Annotated in this window: 14 protein-coding genes; 1 reads left to right on the forward strand and 13 read right to left on the reverse strand. The window is 41.2% G+C overall.

What is annotated here, in order from left to right:
• Nucleotides 1-310: 310 nt before the first annotated feature.
• The 7 genes from tcdA to QNM18_RS01390 all read right to left on the reverse strand — a co-directional run bounded on the left by tcdA (nt 311) and on the right by QNM18_RS01390 (nt 7658).
• Complete coding sequence (gene tcdA, locus QNM18_RS01360; protein ID WP_284136093.1) at nt 311-1108, reverse strand: tRNA cyclic N6-threonylcarbamoyladenosine(37) synthase TcdA; 798 nt, start codon at nt 1106-1108, stop codon at nt 311-313.
• A 1-nt stretch (nt 1109) separates the two neighbouring features.
• Entirely contained in the window at nt 1110-1775 is a 666-nt protein-coding gene (locus QNM18_RS01365) for a TIGR01621 family pseudouridine synthase (RefSeq protein WP_284136094.1), read from the reverse strand.
• A complete protein-coding gene (gene kdsB, locus QNM18_RS01370; RefSeq protein WP_211012290.1) occupies nt 1768-2523 on the reverse strand; it encodes a 3-deoxy-manno-octulosonate cytidylyltransferase in 756 nt (251 codons plus the stop codon). Before kdsB ends, QNM18_RS01365 begins: the two co-directional genes overlap by 8 nt.
• Nucleotides 2511-2708: a Trm112 family protein gene (locus QNM18_RS01375; RefSeq protein WP_023399430.1), complete on the reverse strand. Its 198-nt coding sequence runs from the start codon at nt 2706-2708 to the stop codon at nt 2511-2513. The genes kdsB and QNM18_RS01375 overlap by 13 nt, the downstream gene beginning before the upstream one ends.
• Nucleotides 2698-3681 carry a tetraacyldisaccharide 4'-kinase gene (gene lpxK / locus QNM18_RS01380; protein WP_211012291.1) on the reverse strand — a complete coding sequence of 328 codons (984 nt, stop codon included), beginning with the start codon at nt 3679-3681 and terminating at the stop codon, nt 2698-2700. Before lpxK ends, QNM18_RS01375 begins: the two co-directional genes overlap by 11 nt.
• Nucleotides 3682-3683: 2 nt before the next feature.
• The gene (msbA, locus tag QNM18_RS01385; protein WP_211012292.1) at nt 3684-5420 is read right to left on the reverse strand and encodes a lipid A export permease/ATP-binding protein MsbA; all 1737 of its coding nucleotides are present in this window, start codon (nt 5418-5420) and stop codon (nt 3684-3686) included.
• 63 nt (nt 5421-5483) lie between these two features.
• Entirely contained in the window at nt 5484-7658 is a 2175-nt protein-coding gene (locus QNM18_RS01390; RefSeq protein WP_284136095.1) for a DNA internalization-related competence protein ComEC/Rec2, read from the reverse strand.
• Nucleotides 7659-7730: 72 nt separating this feature from the next.
• Between QNM18_RS01390 and QNM18_RS01395 the strand changes: the two genes are divergently transcribed.
• Entirely contained in the window at nt 7731-8237 is a 507-nt protein-coding gene (locus QNM18_RS01395; RefSeq protein WP_284136096.1) for a DUF2062 domain-containing protein, read from the forward strand.
• Between the two features lie 80 nt (nt 8238-8317).
• Here the strand turns inward: QNM18_RS01395 and QNM18_RS01400 are convergent, their stop codons facing one another.
• The 6 genes from QNM18_RS01400 to pyrD form a co-directional block, all read right to left on the reverse strand.
• Nucleotides 8318-10057: a DUF3466 family protein gene (locus tag QNM18_RS01400; RefSeq protein ID WP_284136097.1), complete on the reverse strand. Its 1740-nt coding sequence runs from the start codon at nt 10055-10057 to the stop codon at nt 8318-8320.
• 8 nt (nt 10058-10065) lie between these two features.
• Complete coding sequence (gene uup, locus QNM18_RS01405) at nt 10066-11982, reverse strand: ATP-binding cassette ATPase Uup (protein WP_211012295.1); 1917 nt, start codon at nt 11980-11982, stop codon at nt 10066-10068.
• Nucleotides 11969-12214 (reverse strand): glutaredoxin family protein, encoded by a 246-nt coding sequence (locus QNM18_RS01410; protein WP_284136098.1) that lies wholly within the window; start codon nt 12212-12214, stop codon nt 11969-11971. Before QNM18_RS01410 ends, uup begins: the two co-directional genes overlap by 14 nt.
• The gene (gene rlmKL, locus QNM18_RS01415) at nt 12207-14318 is read right to left on the reverse strand and encodes a bifunctional 23S rRNA (guanine(2069)-N(7))-methyltransferase RlmK/23S rRNA (guanine(2445)-N(2))-methyltransferase RlmL (RefSeq protein WP_284136099.1); all 2112 of its coding nucleotides are present in this window, start codon (nt 14316-14318) and stop codon (nt 12207-12209) included. The genes QNM18_RS01410 and rlmKL overlap by 8 nt, the downstream gene beginning before the upstream one ends.
• A 64-nt stretch (nt 14319-14382) precedes the next feature.
• Nucleotides 14383-14913 (reverse strand): cell division protein ZapC domain-containing protein, encoded by a 531-nt coding sequence (locus QNM18_RS01420; protein ID WP_211012314.1) that lies wholly within the window; start codon nt 14911-14913, stop codon nt 14383-14385.
• A gap of 122 nt (nt 14914-15035) precedes the next feature.
• Nucleotides 15036-16046, reverse strand: a complete 1011-nt coding sequence (gene pyrD, locus QNM18_RS01425; protein WP_211012298.1) for a quinone-dependent dihydroorotate dehydrogenase — start codon at nt 16044-16046, stop codon at nt 15036-15038.
• Nucleotides 16047-16127 lie beyond the last annotated feature (81 nt).

Consider the following 16127-nt stretch of genomic DNA (forward strand, 5'->3'; position numbering starts at 1 on the left):
CAGTATGTATCCTCTAGGTGATGCGAATATGCTAATTAAATGGCTCATTGGTTTAATTGTTGTACCGAGCTGTTTAGAGTAGCTGATACATTAAGGCTTGTTATTTTTAACCAATCTATGGTCAATAGTCTTTATCGCTGATACGTAATTAGATTAGCAGTTCCACACGCAGCACATGTACTCAGACATACAGCACCTAAAGGTTCACTCACCAACTACCGATGGAGTAAAGTGTTCGCTATTTTTTCAATAAGGTACGTTCCGCCACCTAATATATTTTGCATGCGAACACTGTATTGACTTTGAAGACTTATTTGCTGATCCGAGCACACTTATCTAAATATTTTCTAATAGACCGTGCAGCTGCAAAAAAACCAAAGCTGCCAGTCACCATAGTTGCAGATCCAAAGCCAGTAGCACAGTCCATATTTTTGCTACCATCAGCTTGCTGCTTTGCTTTACAAACAGCCCCGTCTCCGGTCGGATAAACAAGTTGCTCCGTTGAATATACACAATCAACGGCAAACTTTCGTTTTGGATTTGATGTAAAGTTGTATTGTTTACGCAGTAGGTATCTCACTTTAGCAAGCAAAGGGTCATGGGTCGTTTTAGCAACATCACCAAAGCAAATTTGGCTCGGATCCGTTTGTCCCCCTGCACCACCAGTTGTCATTACTGGTATTTTATTTCGTTTGCAATGTGCGATCAGGGCTGCTTTTTCTTTCACAGCATCAATACAATCAATAACGTAATCAAAACCTTGAATATACTCTTTGATATTTTCAAGTGTGATAAAATCATCGATAACGGTAACCTGGCAATGTGGATTAATACTTTGCAAACGTGTTTTCATTGCTTCCGCTTTGATATCACCTACCGTTTCGGTAACAGCGTGCAATTGACGATTGATATTAGTTACACAAATATCATCTAGGTCAATTAAGGTAATATGTCCGATACCTGTTCTTGCTAACGCTTCTGCGGCCCAACTACCAACCCCACCGATCCCGATGACGCAAAAGTGAGCTTCACTTAGCCATGTCAGTTGCTGTTCACCGTATAATCTACCGATGCCACCAAAACGAAGTGACGTATCTTGTTCTGTCATATTACCACTCTAACTGCTCAGGCTGACGCCACGATAAAAAAATGTCATGCTCGATTAATTGCATAAATTGCGAACCTTCTTCTGGTACTGCGCTAAAACTTTGAAGTGTTCCGTTCCAATAAAATGAAAGGGAAAAAGCGTGAAGGTATACCCTATCTGACTGCTTACCACCATAGCTCTCATCACCCAATATTGGTGCTGATAAACTTTTTAATGCCACTCGAAGCTGATGCGTCTTGCCACTGTATGGCTTAAGTAAACAGGCCCTCAAACCGGATTTAATACTCGCAGTATAAAACCGTGTGACAGCAGGGTTGTCTTGGCTTTTTAGCAACTTAAAAGTACCACGGCGCGACTTAGCCATATCACCTTTTATCCAACCTTGCTTTTTTTTCGGTTTATCAGAAATCAGCGCAAGGTAAAATTTGTTTACCTCTCGAGCCGTAAAAAGCTCTGTGAGCTTCGCAGCCGCTTGACTTGATTTTGCCAAGACAATCAACCCTGAGGTCACCTTATCCAATCTATGTACAGGAAATAAATTGCATCCCAGTTGTTGCTCCAACAGTGCGACAAACCCTGCCTGCTCTTCACTGTGAAAGCTCAAGTTACAGGGTTTATAGGCAACAATGTAATCTTCGTGTTGCGCAATGACATTGAAGTTAGTCATTCAAAAACTCGACCACTCTCTCTAGATCCTCTGGGGTATCCACACCTGCATGAACTGGTTTAATCGCCTTTGTAACCTTGATTGGATAGCCATGAAACAATACCCTAAGTTGCTCTAGTGACTCTTGTACTTCAAGTGGTGAAACACTTAGTGCTAAATAAGTTTTAATAAAACCAGCACGATAGGCATAAATTCCAACGTGACGATTAAAATGAGATACTGGGATGCGCTCTTTATCCAGTGCCATCATACTGTCTCGCTGAAATGGAATGGGTGAGCGTGAAAAATACAGTGCATTTTGATTAATATCACTGACTACTTTGACTGCATTGGGGTTTAGCACTTCTTCTACATCGTTAATATCCACACTCAGAGTTGCCATAGGTGCAGACGATTGGAACAATAAATCAGCAACTTGAGAGATGTTTTCGGGCTCCAGCAGTGGTTCATCACCTTGCACATTTACCATCAGTGTGTCGTCGTCAAGATTGAGTAACTCCACAACTTCAGCAAGGCGCTCTGTACCGGACTGATGGTCTTCTCGCGTCATTAATACGTTGTCAGTAAAACGCTTTACTTCGTCATAAACCAATTGATGATCGGTAGCCACATAAACAGCTTTTGCACCCGACTTGACCGCCTGTTCATACACTCTTTGAATCATGGTTTTGCCGCAAATATCAACCAGCGGCTTGCCCGGTAATCGGGTTGATGCATATCTTGCCGGTATGACAACTATGAATTCCACTTTTCTACCTCTTCAAGGGATAACTCCCTTGCTTCATTTTCTAACAAAACAGGAATATCATCTCTTACAGGATAAGCAAGCTTTGCGGCTGTACTTATAAGTTCTTTGTTTTCTTTATCATATGCTAATTTGCCTTTGCACACTGGGCAGGCAATAATTTCGAGTAATTTTGTATCAAACGCCATGGGTGATGATCCCCTTTTTATCTAATAAATTATGGAGCTTAGTAATAAGCCCTTCTGACGGAACAGCATCTACACGTAAAAAATACCAGTTGTCTTTCGCAAAAGACTGGCATTTCACCGCGTCTTTTTCTGTCATGAATAAGTTGTTTTTGCTAACTGTGTCAAAATCCTGCTCGGTAAACATATGATGATCAGCAAAGTGCCGGCTTTGAATAATGTTTACGCCATTGGCTTTTAACGATTTTTCGAATCTTGCAGGGTTGCCTATCGCGCTTACGGCAATGCCTTTGGGTGTAAAGTCACTCACCGGGAGCCCTGTTTTTACACTAAAAATACCTGTCGTATTTAGTGAGTAGCCATCCTCTTTAATTGAACCATTGAATACCGTTAAATCCACGGTCTTCAAACGTTTAGGTAGCTCTCGTAGAGGGCCTGCGGGCAATAACAAGCCATTTCCAAAACGGCGTTCATTATCGACAATGCATACCTCGATATCTCGGTCTAATTGGTAGTGTTGCAAACCGTCATCGCTTACAATTATATCAGGTTCATTATTTTCAATGAGGTATTCAATACTCGCTTGTCGATCAGCGCCAATGACCACATCGCAGCCAAGTCGCTTAAAAATCAATAGTGGCTCATCGCCCGCTAGCTGTGCGGTACTATCATTTGAAACTTGATACGGTGTATGAGGTGGCTTCGCGCCATAGCCTCTGCTTATCACAGCTACTTTTAACCCCAGTGATTGCAAATAAGGCACCAACCAGAGCACAAATGGTGTTTTTCCATTGCCACCAATGCCAATATTTCCAACAATCATTACTGGTACAGAGGCTTTGTACGAAGATTTAATACCCAAGCGGAACAAAACACGTCTCCCCCCGCTTATTAACCAAAATAGCGCACTCAGTGGCAACAACAAAATATTAATTAGGCCAACTGGTTTGTACCAGCTCTTCTCTATTTTATTCACAATTATTCACCGTATTGCATTTTGCAAAGTGCTGAATATGCCCCATCCTTTGCTAATAACTCTTGATGCTTTCCTTGTTCAAGCACACGTCCCTGCTCAAGTACATAGATTTGGTCTGCCTTCTCAATGGTAGATAAACGGTGTGCAATCACTATCGAAGTTTTATTCACCATAAGTTTATCAAGCTCCTCTTGGATCAAACGCTCTGACTCAGTATCCAAAGCCGAAGTTGCTTCGTCTAGAATTAGAATTGGCGCATCTTTGACTATTGCTCTTGCAATAGCGATGCGCTGTCTTTGACCACCAGAAAGCATCACCCCATTTTCACCCACTTCGGTGTTCAGCCCATCTGGCAGATCTTTAACAAACTCCCAAACATGTGCTTTTTTGGCAACTTCCACGAGCTCTTCGTCCGACATTTTTTCATCTAGCCCATACATTATGTTATTGGCTATCGTATCGTTAAATAGCGTAACGTGCTGCGATACCAAGGCAAATTGCTTCCTTAAGCACGCCAAAGAATAGTCGCTCAATTCAATGCCATCTAGCGTAATTGAACCGCTATCTAAATCGTAAAATCTGGGTAATAGACTTGAAAGAGTTGACTTACCTGAGCCACTTCGCCCGACCAATGCTATGCTTTGCCCTGCTGGAATATTAATCGATAAGTTTTCTATGACTGGCTCATCTTTGGTTGGATACGTGAAAGAGACGTTTTTAACCGCGATATCACCTGCAACTGCTTCAACACTGTGCGTACCCAAGTCTTTTTCTTTTTCCTGATCCAGTACTTCAAATATGCTATTGGCTGCCGCAATACCGCGCTGAAAGTCACTATTAACATTAGCCAATTGCTTTAAAGGTCTTAACATCATCACCATAGCAGTAATCAACGACGCTACGACGCCTGGTGTTAGTGACTCATGCACATCAGGCATGGCAATTATAGCAAGCACGACAGCCATGGCGCTGGCTGCAATCAGCTGGATCACCGAAACGCTTAACGCTCTAGTTGCATCCATTTTGACACGCTGTTGACGATTGTGGTTGTTCACTGTGGCAAAATGTGAAATCTCTTTCTCCTGGCCACCAAAACCGTGAATTTCTTTGTGCCCTGATAACATTTGTTCAGAGCTACGGGTGACTGCCCCCATCGCGTCTTGTATTTTTTTCGAAATTTTTCTGAAACGTTTAGATACTACGCTGACCACGATGGCAACAAATGGCACGATCACCAAGAATAGCAATGACAACTTCCAGCTAATGGCAAACATTCCCCAAAGCAAGAAAACAACAAACGCGCCCTCTCTAATTGCAACCTGTAATGCACGCGTCACAGCTTGCTGGACCTGCTCTGTATCAAATGTAATCTTCGAAACTAGCTCACCGTTTGAGTGTTTATCGTGAAAAGAAACTGGCATAAATAGCATATGTTCATATAACTGTTGTCGCAGCTTCCTAACCACCTGAGAGCCTACATAGCTCAAACAGTAAGACGACATGTAATTAAATACTCCTCGCCCTAGAACGAGTAAAATTACAACAAAGGGAGCCATCGCTAATACGTCTTGGTTGCCTTCAGTTAAACCTTCATCCATAAATGGCTTCATAAGCTGGATGAACAATGCATCCATGGCCGCATACCCGAGCATACCAATTACGGCGAACAACGCAGCAGCTTTAAATTCGTAGGTGTAAGTCAAAAGCCTTTTATATATTTGCTTTCCAGACGATTGCATAGTATTACTCTAAAACTTCAAAACCCCCTTATTGTATCCGCCAATACACAAAAACTGAATGCATTATCTTAAAAACCATAGATTTTTCGCGTTTCTTGCGGTGTAAACTTCAAAGTGGTCAGAAAACACTCTGATCTGAATTTGCCCATCTAATGCAGTATCGTATATTTCGTATTCAGCATCGAGATATCGCTTCAGTATTTGTTGGTGGGGTAATTGCCAAGCAGTGTTGTGACTTCGAGAGAAGATCACAGTCTTTTTGGCGCCAACAGCGCGTACAAAAGGTAAGCTTGAAGAAGTACGGCTACCATGATGTGGTGCTAATAAAAAATCAGCGTCTAATTGTTCACCATATCGAGCCGTTAGTTTTTTTTCTGTCGCTGACTCAATATCACCAGGTAAAAGTAACTTGTACTTCCCATCATCGACGACAACAACGCAAGAGCTATTGTTATCATCATTCTGACGCTCACTAGGCCAAATTGAACGAATTGTTAACTGACCAAAAGTTATTTCCTTCAAGCCACAAGGCTGCCTGTATGGAATACCATGAAAAGCGTTTAGAGTTTTCTCGAATGAAAACTTTATTAAATCTGGTAACCCACCTGCATGGTCACCGTCATCGTGGCTCACAATTGTATGAACAAGCTGAATGTCTCGAGCGCGTAGATAAGGTAAAATCACCTTCTCAAACATGGAGTAAGTGCCAAAATAATTGGCTCCCAAGTCATATAAAAACCCTTTACCCTGATGCTCTACCAAGATGGCACTACCATGACCAACATCAAAAATATTAATTTGCCAAGGTGGCGAAGTATCCACTGCTTTGTGCGCTATTAACACAATCATTGGTATTACCGCGTAAGCACGAATAAGAACATGGCTGAGCATAAGCAAAATTAGCATTATCATTGCTGTTTGAGTGGCGGATATATAGCCTACTTCAAGCCAGTTGTAGTCAAGATTAGTTAACCACTGATAACCAAGGTAAATAAGATGGTCTAGTTGACTCATCAATTGAATATTGTAGCCAGCTGCAACCATTATTTGGAACAACAAGGCAGGAAAAATAACACAAGACAATAAAGGGATCGCTATTAGGTTCACTACCACACCCGATAAACTGATCCCTTGAAATGCAAAAATCATTAACGGACTCAGGGTGAGGAAAAGAAGTAACTGAATTTTGAAAAACCAAGCGCACTTTGCTGTCCAGCTTGCTTCGAAACTTTTGTGAGAAACAGGGCCTGCGAGCAGCCACAAAATGCTCGCGACGGCGGCAAATGAAAAATAAAGTCCCAAATTAAGGAGTGTAAATGGTGAGATGAGTAATATAACCGTTAATGCATATGTCAATGACCGGGTATAGCTTACTCTCGCCCCCATCACATAACATAAAACGCCTATGAACGTCATAAACCACGCACGCTGCGCTGACACCTGCATACCACTCAGCACAACATAGCCACCAGCCAATACCAGAGCACAAACTAACCCAAAAATATGTATATTTATACTTTGTGCTATAACATCTTTAAATGGGTAAACAGCTGTTTTTATTAAAAGAAAACTCAGAGAAAAGAAAATAGCAATATGCAAACCTGAAATTGCCAATAAATGACTCAAGCCCAACATACGAAAGTGTTCTTTTTCTTTTTTGGGGACTAGTGATTTGTCTCCAGTCATTAATACGTAGTACAACCAACCAAATTTATACTCACCAAATGTACCCAAAACAAAATGTCGATACTTATCTTGCAGAGTATTTGTATCCCCGACCCTAAACGTTACTTTCAACCTACCTTTAAAATGGACATGATTGCGAAAGGCATATAATTCCGTATTGAAGCCATATAAATTTTTCCGGGAGCGAAAAGTTTTCAGTCTGGCAATGCCGGCGACCATATCGCCTTCTCGCAATTTAATGCTGTCAGTATCCGCCGACAAATTTGCATACACTTTTTGCCAGGATTTAACCTGAAACTTGTCAATAGATTTGATGTCTACCTGTATGTAGGGACGTTTTCCCGCTTTTATAATTTGGGTCACTCGAGCAGTGATCTTTACTGGTTTATCAACAACTAGGTTTTTCCAAGAAAGCTGATAAAACAACTGGTAATGTAAAACTGTAACAAAAATACCTAAAATAAAACCTGCCAAAACGTTTGAAAAAAGCTTAAAATAGCTACTAACTAAAACGAGCAAGGCTAAACTGCCGGGTAACTGCCAATTATCCATGTAAAATACGGATATTAGACACCCACAGATTATGCCGCAGCAAATCAATATTGAAGTAGATGGTTGCTCTATATGGCGAAGAAAACGATCCAACGCTTTTTACCCGATCACAATAAGATCAAAGAACAAAAATCGTTAAAAATTTTTGGAAGTTTATTGCATGATGCAAACCTCTGGCATCTTAATCGACGCTCAGCACGAGGTGCATTTTCTGTTGGACTATTTTTTGCGTTCATCCCTGTCCCTTTTCAAATGGTTTTAGCAGCTGCACTCGCAATTCCATTTCGAGTAAACTTACCTTTATCAATTGCGCTTGTTTGGATTACAAACCCGCTGACAATGCCACCAATATTTTACTGTTCTTATCTTGTCGGGGTTTTTGCCCTTGGTCAAGAGATGCAGCCTTTCCATTTCGAGCCAACCTGGGCATGGTTAACAGAAAGTATCACCACCATTGGTCCCGCATTTATCGTAGGATCGTTGATCTGTGCATGTATCGCAGCCATTATCGGTTTTTTTGGTATCGATTATCTTTGGAGACGCTCAGTAAATAAAGCGTGGGAAGCAAGGAATCAGTAAATTTTTATTTGGAGTTTAAGACCAACCTCCTTCAAAAGTAAATTTCATAAAAAAGGGCCTAAGGCCCTTTTTTTATTTGTTTACTTTCTGCGTCTTCGCAACATTAACAGCGGCAAAGCCAATAAACTAAATACACCAAAAGATGCTGAGCTTCTCTCGTAAGTTTCAGCTTCTTCAGGCGCACATTGCTCAGGTTGACCACTGCTATCTGGAGTTAGTAATACAGGCACTGCTATCGACTCATACTCGTCCGCACCTGAACTATCTTTCATCACTTGTCCTAGGCTATCTCTGCGCTTTGCCGTTTTTGTCGCTACACCGTATATTCGGTTATCTTCCGTAATCTTGACAGCTTCTACAACACTATATGGAAAAGCATCACTCTTACACGGCAACAAATCGTTTATGTTCTGCAGCTCAGAGTTAGAAGTATTATAAAGAAACGCTTCTCTTCTCGGGTTGTCACCTAAATTTTCTGCCTCTGCCTGACCGACAATATAACCGGCATCGTTGATATCTTCAGGGAATAATGCTGAACCATCATAGAATGACTTTATTTCTGTATACTTCTTGTCATTTACATCGAAGTAAAAACCTTTAACTTGCTCTTTTCTACCAAGTGTAAATTCATTAAAACGGTAACCGATTGCTACACCTTGATTGTTAATTTCAACGCCATGGCTTGACTCATAACCTTCAACATGATCAACTATTTGTGTAAATGTACCGTCTTTGAAAAAGCCAGCTCTTTGTCTGATGATGAAGTTGTCGTCTTTACGTGTTTGTGAATGACCAACAGCAACGCCTGCATTGTTAACTGCTAGCGCAGTTCCGATATGAGCACGCTCTTCATCATCTTCACGAACCAGACCAACACCGATGCTTTTAGATTCACCCGGAATAATATTGAAATTAGCGTCAAGCTTCCATTGGTATGCTTCGCGGTTGTAATACTCAGATAAATTCTGTAACCGCCACACACAAACATTCACCGGCTCGCTTTCATTTTTACACATATCGTCAAAGCGATCTTGACCATCTTTAGCGACACTGACAGCACTTTGGCCAATTACTAGATAGGTACCGTCATCTAATTTTTGCACGTCAGTAGCGATACTCTGCCCACCGTAATCCGCGTCAAAACTTGGAGATGGTAGTTCAATCACTTCTCCCCCTGGCGTTATAAACACCCCTTTAGAGGAAAACTCTCGCTCAAAAAAGACCGTTGTTTCATTTTCGTCTTTTTTAGTAAATTCGTTCTTTTTCGTGTAGGGCGCAGTGCCCCAACCGACCATGGCGCCATCTGATGAAACAGCAGTGATAAAAGAGACTACTGAACGAGATAATTCTCCTCCTGTATAGTCTCTTTGCGCATCAAAAATCACCTTTTCGTCGGCGCTTGAGGTCGCATATATCAAGCTGGTGCTAGCGTTTAATTTTTGAAATTCTGCATTACCATTACGCTGGCCCAAATAGCCACGCATAAATGCATGTGCATCTGGATCTGTTGCTGTAGCGTTATTATTTTGGATATCATCAAGCGTAAATTTGATAGGATCATCGATTCTATCACGCGCTTCTTTCAAACGATCATATTCTCTTATTAATGTTTCATCGCTAAAGTCGATGTAGCTAACATCAATTTTTAAGTTAAAGAGTTCTGTTGCTCGACCTGCAACAACACCTGAGTCATTAGCATCAGAGACAAAGGTATTCTTTGATCCATTATGTGATGGTAACTCTGTTAATTGGTACGTTGCAGCAAATAGCTGCCCTGAAAAGCACAAACCAATACTGGCGGCTAAAAGTGAATATCTCATTTCAATCCTTACTGCTGATTCTGTAAAGCTTCTAATTCTTCCCAACGTTCATACGCGGTTTCGAGCTTGGACTCCAATTCCGCTAGTTGGTTCAATGCTTGTTGTGTTACATCAGACTCTTGTTTAAAGAACTCAGGGGAGTTAACTAATTCTTGCTGACTTTCAAGCGCGGACTCAAGCTCCTCTACTTTACTCGGCAAGCCTTCTAATTCAAGTTTTAATTTGTAACTGAGCTTACTAGATTTGTTTTTACTTGTATCTCGCTTTGCCGGGCTTGTAGCAGCCTTTTCTTTATCTAACTTTTCCAGCTCTTTTTGTTGCGCCAGTTTATTGTCACGATAAGACTCGAAATCACTGTACCCACCGACTATCTCAGTAACAACACCATCACCTTCAAACGCCCACACGCTATTACACGTATTATCGATAAACTCTCTATCGTGGCTGACAATTAAAATTGTACCTTGATATTGCGTGATAATTTCTTCTAACAGCTCAAGTGTTTCTATATCCAGATCGTTGGTCGGTTCATCCAAGACCAATACATTTGATGGTTTTAAGAATAGCTTAGCGAGGAGTAATCGGTTTTTCTCACCACCTGAAAGTGCTTTTACTGGTGTTCTCGCTCTTGCTGGTGGAAATAAAAAGTCTTGTAAATAGCCTAAAACATGACGACTTCTGCCACCTATTGAGACCTCTTGCTTACCTTCCGCAACATTGTCTTGCACTGTCATTTCTTCATCAAGCTTTTCTCGGTATTGATCAAAATACGCTACTTCTAGATTCACGCCTTGCTTGATCTTACCGCTGTCTGCTGACAACTTGCCAAATAACAGCTTGAGTAAAGTCGTTTTACCTATACCATTTGGACCAATTAATCCAACACGATCACCACGCATAACCAGCGTTGAAAAGTCTTTAACAATTGGCTTATCTTTAAATGCGTGATTTACAAAGCTCGCCTCAAATACCAACTTACCTGAACGCTCGGCCGACTCAATATTGAAATCAGCTTTACCGACCTGCTCAACACGTTGTTTGCGCTCTACACGCAACGCCTTAAGTGCACGAACTCGGCCTTCATTACGTGTTCTTCTCGCTTTGATCCCCTGCCTGATCCAAGCCTCTTCTTCAGCTAGTTTTTTATCAAACAGCGCATTTTGCGTTTCTTCTACTTTTAAATCATGGGCTTTTTGATCTAGATACTTTGCGTAGTTTCCTGGATAAGAAACCAGCTTACCTCTGTCTAAGTCTAGAATCCGAGTTGCCACAGCTCTAATAAAAGCACGGTCGTGGGAGATAAAGACGATGCCACCTTTAAAATCTTTTAAAAACGATTCAAGCCATTCCACACTTGCCATATCCAAGTGGTTGGTGGGCTCATCTAGTAGCAATAAATCAGGATCGCTTACCAACGCCTTTGCCAATGCAACTTTTCTCAACCAGCCACCAGAGAGCTTTTCCAAGCGCATTTGCGCGGTCAGTTGCAACTGGCTCAATACTAAGTTGATACGACTTTCAAAACGCCATGCATCCGCAGCTTCAATCTCCGCAGACAACCGTTCAAGTTTATTAAGCAAGCTCGTTGACTGATCTGTTTGAAGCGCCTCACTGACATGGTTGTATTCGATTAAAAGACTCGCAACGTCAGGTAAGCCTTGCGCCACGTAGTCAAATACACTCCCTTCGGCGCCTTTTGGTGGATCCTGTTCAAGTCGCGATACTTTTAATCCAGTCAATCGGTTTATTTCACCGTCGTCAAGCAATACCTGACCATCAAGGACCTTTAATAAAGTTGATTTACCGGCACCATTTCGACCAACAATACACACCCGCTCGCCAGCTTCGATAAGCGCATCTGCGTTGTCTAATAAAGGATGAGAACCAAAAGCAAGTTGTGCTTTAGCAATTCTAATTAAATCCATCTTCTTTTATTAACTCTTCAATTTGTTGTTGAGTAAATGGCCAGTTCAGCAATTTACCTGTTTTTATATTCTTAATTACTGGGATTGAAGTTTGAAACTGTGTCATCAATTTCTCGTCTTCCACAATATCTTGATGATGAATGTCGTTAGTAGCAAGCACATTAACTGCTAACGCATATGCTTGCTCACAGAGATGACATCCATCAGTATGATATAAAACCACCTTAGCCATGAGTGATAAGCCAGCTATTGTGAATTTGCTTGTTGCGCTTAAAGTCAGGAGATAGTGTTTCCTTTGAGATATTCTCCGCTTTCAGTCCCAAGCCCATTAATGCAACTTCATCCATTTTAAATCCACGCTTGTTGTTAGAGAACAACAGAACGCCATCTGGGCTCAAAATATTCTTTACCCAAGTTAGCAATTGAATATGGTCTCTTTGCACATCAAAAACATTCTTCATTCGCTTTGAGTTTGAGAACGTAGGAGGATCTAAGAAGATCAGATCGTATTGACCTTTCGCATGCTCAAGCCAGTTCAGACAATCCGCCTGCTCGAACCTAAAACGCGGATTTTTAAGGTTATTAAGCGCAAAGTTCTCTTCAGCCCATTTGAGGTATGTCTTTGACATATCAACTGTCGTCACCGACTTAGCCCCGCCAAGAGCAGCATGAACTGATGCAGAGCCGGTATAAGCAAACAGGTTTAACACTCGTTTATCTTGTGCGTTTTGTTGCATAAATCGACGCGCAAGACGGTGATCTAAAAACAGACCGGTGTCTAAATAGTCATACAAATTTACTTTAAATTTTGCACCAAATTCTTCGATAACTTGATAACGATTTTGTTTTTCGTATGAAGTATACTGCTCATCGCCGCGCTGTTTTTTACGTACCTTAACCGCTAAGTTGCTTGGCGAAATATCTAATGTCTCAGCAGTCAAAGAGATGACATCTTGTAACCGCTTATCTGCGACTTCCGCGTTAATTTCTTTTGGTGCTGCATATTCAAAGATAACCGCGTTATCGCCATATACATCAACGGCTACGTTATATTCAGGGATATCTGCGTCATACAAGCGATATGCTTCAACAGCCTCTTTTTTCAACCAACTTTTTAGGCCCTGCTTATTCTTTTTAAGCCTGTTAGCAAATGCGCGAGACTGTTCATAATGTAACTCTGAAGTTTGTTGATTCTGCGCAACTTGCTTCTCATTCAGCTCATACATATACAAAGTGACATCAATTGGGCCGTTCTTAAACTTATAACGTTTTTTAGACGCAAGCTTAAGCAACCTAAATAACTCATCGTCGGTACCGAGCAGCGCAGCATTCCAATCACGATAATGCTTTTTGAAGCTCACACCCATGTTACGATAAAGATTAATTAATTCGGCCATTGAGCCCAAGCGCTCACCATATGGTAAGTTACTTAGCACTGTCCCAGGTCGTTTCGCGACAGACTGCAATTTTCCAGCATCTGCCACTTTAAACTGGATAAACTCGCCAACACCAGCGCGATTAGCATTAGATTTTGCGGTTTCTATTACTTTTGAATCAATATCGTGACCAATTAACCACAGCTTAGAATCTACTTTTTGTTGTTTCAGTTCTTTTTGTAACTCTTTAAATTTTGCCTCTCTAAAACTTGGCAAACGTTTAAATGCAAAAGATTTATTCAAATTAGTAGGCATTTTTAGCGCCATACTCGCAGCTTCGATGAGTAACGTACCCGAGCCGCAGCAAGGATCAAAAAGCGGTTTAGACGTATCATTCAACCAACCACTGCGGGTCACAAGTGCTGCTGCAAGGTGCTCGCGAATTGGCGCCTTGCCTTGTTTTAAACGGTAACCACGGTCCGATAACCTCGGTCCTGAGTAATCCAAATATAAGGCAATTTTTTGTTTGTTGAGCTTAGCAATGATGCGAACATTGGCATCTTGTTTATCTACTGATGGACGCTGCTCATAAAGATCTTGAAAATAGTCAACCACAGCATCTTTGATGACTAACCCTGAAAACTGAGTGTTTTTTAATTCTTTATTTGTACCGTTGAATTCAACAGCAAAAGTTTGTGAAGGGCCAAACCACTCTTGCCAACCCTGAAAACGAGCAAACTTATAAAGGTCATCTTTATTATTAATGTCTTCATGCTCGTCAATCAACAACATGACGCGCGTTGCGTATCGCGTCATCATACAAAACTTTTGGGCAGTGAGGTTGTCTGCTTCAAAGCGAACCGAACCAATACTTTGCTTTGTGACTTTAATTTCGAAAGATTGAAGTTCTTCGACTAGTAAATTTTCGATGCCAATCGATGTAAGCGCAATAAACTGCAATGTGATAACCCTGTAATTTCAATTGACGCGATTATAACACAGCTATGTACAGACGGGGATTGGATTAAGCTCTTATGCTTACTTTATTACTAACCAATACTGGGTGGATACGATCGTTCAAAACTTTTATCGCTTGGAACTGTTCTAAGCTAATATTTTCGTCAAGTTTAAAGTCCGCGGTCAAGTTGATGCACAAACTCGCTTCACGTTCATGATCAACAATTAGGCACTCGCCTGTCATCACTTTAGACTTAAGACTTACAACAGCGTTGCAAAGCACATCAGCCCCTGTATATGACCGAAAAAACCAACTTTTGGCTTGCACAGGCAACAAGTGAAACTTGGCAGCAGTTGCGTTTAGTGCAATCTGGCAGCATTGTGCTTCAGACCAAACTGAATAACTGCACAAATAGTCAAAAACATTTTGATAGAACTGCGCTTCTTCAACGCTAAAGGTAGGACTGGAATCAGAATCAGCCGTAAGTTGGCGAAGACGATAAGGAGTGCAAAGCTGAAGCTCATCACCCAAATCAACAAGCAAACGGTTCTGCACGCGACATTGAAGCCAACGCCACTCTTTTGATGCTTGCAAAATCGCCCTCCGCATTACTATTAAATTAATTCATCCAGTAACGCGAAGTATATCGCGATTTTTGCAAGTGTGAAAATATTTATAATAACAATTTGTTTAGGATCTTTTCGTTATATGACTGATCCTTATAAAGAGTTTACGATCCTTTTGATCAATTGTGGCCCTTCGTATATAAAACCAGTATAAACTTGAACCAGATCTGCACCTGCATTTAGCTTTTCTTGTGCCGCGTCCGCGCTATCGATACCGCCCACACCAATAATAGGTAATTTGCCCTCAGTCAAACGCTTTAATTCAGACACTACATGGGTCGATTTTTCACGGACAGGACGACCAGATAAGCCCCCTGCTTCATTGGCATACTCAAGTCCCTGTACAGCATCTCGCGCCAGTGTAGTATTGGTCGCAATAACGCCATCAATTCTATTATTTACAAGTGATTCAGCAATTTGCGTAAGCTGTACTGCATCTACATCAGGCGCAATCTTAACTAACATCGGCACAGACTTTTTGTGCTTTTCAATTAAATCAACTTGCTCATTCTTTAAACTTTGTAACAAGTCATCCAGCGCTTCGCCATACTGTAAATCACGCAGCCCTGGAGTATTAGGAGAAGAGATATTTACCGTGATATAAGAAGCGTGTTCAAACACTTTTCTCATACAGTGAATATAATCATCTTTGCCCTGCTCGTTTGGTGTATCTTTGTTTTTACCAATGTTGATCCCAAGGATCCCGGTATAATTCGAAGCTTTTACGTTAGCAACTAAATTATCTACGCCTTTATTGTTAAAGCCCATTCTGTTAATCACAGCATGTGCTTCTGGCAGACGAAATATACGTGGCTTATCATTACCAGCTTGAGGCCTAGGTGTAACAGTACCTACTTCAATAAACCCAAAACCCATTTGGCCAAATGCATCAATACATTCAGCGTTCTTGTCTAGACCTGCAGCTAACCCAACTGGGTTGTCAAATTCTAAGCCTAAAAAGTTAACTGGCTTTTTAGGTAGAGACTGTGACCAAGCAAGACTTAATGGGGTATTTTTGAAACGGCGCAAGTTGCCTAAAGCAAAATCGTGGGCCCATTCCGCATCTTTATTAAACATATAACGACGTGCTAAATCGTAAAACATCGAGACTCCTTAAGTTCCTGGTAACAGTTTGAGGCAAAAAAATACCCCAGCAATTGCCGGGGTATTTTAACGTGTTAATTT

Source organism: Pseudoalteromonas obscura, from assembly GCF_030135505.1.
Taxonomy (GTDB): domain Bacteria; phylum Pseudomonadota; class Gammaproteobacteria; order Enterobacterales; family Alteromonadaceae; genus Pseudoalteromonas; species Pseudoalteromonas obscura.

Coding starts and splice junctions, on each gene's coding strand:
- QNM18_RS01390 (WP_284136095.1), bottom strand. CDS start 7,658: ATGGATAATTGGCAGTTACCCGGCAGTTTAGCCTTGCTCGTTTTAGTT.
- pyrD (WP_211012298.1), bottom strand. CDS start 16,046: ATGTTTTACGATTTAGCACGTCGTTATATGTTTAATAAAGATGCGGAA.
- uup (WP_211012295.1), bottom strand. CDS start 11,982: ATGGATTTAATTAGAATTGCTAAAGCACAACTTGCTTTTGGTTCTCAT.
- msbA (WP_211012292.1), bottom strand. CDS start 5,420: ATGCAATCGTCTGGAAAGCAAATATATAAAAGGCTTTTGACTTACACC.
- QNM18_RS01400 (WP_284136097.1), bottom strand. CDS start 10,057: ATGAGATATTCACTTTTAGCCGCCAGTATTGGTTTGTGCTTTTCAGGG.
- QNM18_RS01375 (WP_023399430.1), bottom strand. CDS start 2,708: ATGGCGTTTGATACAAAATTACTCGAAATTATTGCCTGCCCAGTGTGC.
- QNM18_RS01410 (WP_284136098.1), bottom strand. CDS start 12,214: ATGGCTAAGGTGGTTTTATATCATACTGATGGATGTCATCTCTGTGAG.
- QNM18_RS01395 (WP_284136096.1), top strand. CDS start 7,731: ATGGCGAAGAAAACGATCCAACGCTTTTTACCCGATCACAATAAGATC.
- QNM18_RS01365 (WP_284136094.1), bottom strand. CDS start 1,775: ATGACTAACTTCAATGTCATTGCGCAACACGAAGATTACATTGTTGCC.
- tcdA (WP_284136093.1), bottom strand. CDS start 1,108: ATGACAGAACAAGATACGTCACTTCGTTTTGGTGGCATCGGTAGATTA.